The sequence below is a fragment of the Chryseobacterium taichungense genome (assembly GCF_900109935.1).
Taxonomy (GTDB): Bacteria; Bacteroidota; Bacteroidia; order Flavobacteriales; family Weeksellaceae; genus Chryseobacterium; species Chryseobacterium taichungense.
In genome coordinates, this window is the sequence record NZ_FOBV01000028.1 from 1 (window position 1) to 1537 (window position 1537).

1 rRNA gene is annotated in these 1537 nt (G+C 30.1%); it reads right to left on the reverse strand.

Annotated features, from left to right (window positions below):
* Positions 1-1449 precede the first annotated feature (1449 nt).
* Positions 1450-1537 (reverse strand): 5S ribosomal RNA (gene rrf / locus BMW64_RS20340); the annotation flags it as partial.

Here is a 1537-nt window from a genome sequence, read left to right on the forward strand (position 1 = left end):
CTTTCTGTCAGTGTTGCTTCGTATTTGCGAGTGCAAAAATAATAACTTATTTCTTAATGACCAAATGTTTTTAAAAGAATTTTTAAAGTTTTTTTCTTAACCTTAACTCTTTCCTAAACCTTCAATCCCTTACTCCTACGCTCCGTTTTACCGGACTGCAAAGATACAAATCTTTTTTAATTCCACAACTTTTTTCCTTAAAAAATTTTAAAGTCAAAAACTGTTTTTTCTGTATCCTTTTTAGAGTATTCTTTATTTATTACCGCTTATCTAAAAGCTCTTCTGCGCTACCTACTCACCTCGCGTTTTCAGTGGGGCAAAGATAGAGCTTATTATAATTACAAAACAAGTATATTTAACATAATGTTTACATTAAAAATACATTGTGGGTAACTTTATTATTTAATCTACTGGCTTATTGCAGATTAAATAAATATTGTACTTATCCACAATGTTCAAAATAGATTACAACATTTGTCAAATATTGGTTTTATGGAATTAAATGATTTAGAAAAATAATCTCTTTAACGGAAATTGATTAGGAAAAGACTTTGAAAATATTCAAATCCTCATGGTTTTGGAAGCATATGAAGCTTGTAAAGGTGAGATTATAATGAAAATTGTTATAGAGAATTTAATTTGGAGTTGGAGTTTATATACATTTTATAGTTGATTGCAATGTAAATCTCTCGCAGGTTAAATAGATAATAGTACAACTTATTTATTGGACAAATTTAAATTGATTTATAACAATGGGTTTAGCTGTTTCAAAAGGTATTATTAAAAAGTTAGAAGCAGAGATGTATAGTAAATAGTTTAAAGGAATATAAAACTTGCTTATCAAAAGGAAAATATGTTCTATAAATTTATAATTGATGGATTTAAATAACACGATAATTAGGCTCTTACAGGAAGAGAAACATTGTGTTCTTATAAAAGATCTAATTATATAATTGCGGTTAGAGGGAACTATTCAAATTATTCATCGCAGAAGTTATCTTTGGGATTTTCCGAGTTCAGAATATTAACTCTATGCAAAGGTAACTGTTCTTTGAAGCATATAAGGTTTGCATACAGACTAGATTAAATTATTAACGCTAAGTACTAAGAATGGATGATTAAATACATACTATTTTTGCTCGCAACGAGCATTACACTCAACAAATGATAGCGAAGCTTTAAATGTGATACGGTAATGTTAATTAATAATCAGCAATAAGCAATAGGTAATGAGTAAGTAAAGTAATATTAAGGATTTGACGTTTAGTAACCTTGTTGTTGGTTTCGGGTAGTGATTGTGATTGTTGATTATGATTGTAATTGCTGGTTCTTTGTCATTGAGGTATGCTGTTTACCTTAAACTTTGAATCTTGAATATTGAATCTTGAATCTTGAATGGTATAAACGAAAAAAGTCTCACACATTGCTGTATGAGACTTTTAATAAAAAAACTGGCGGCGACCTACTCTCCCGCTATTCGCAGTACCATCGGCGCTGGTGGGCTTAACTTCTGTGTTCGGAATGGGAACAGGTGAGC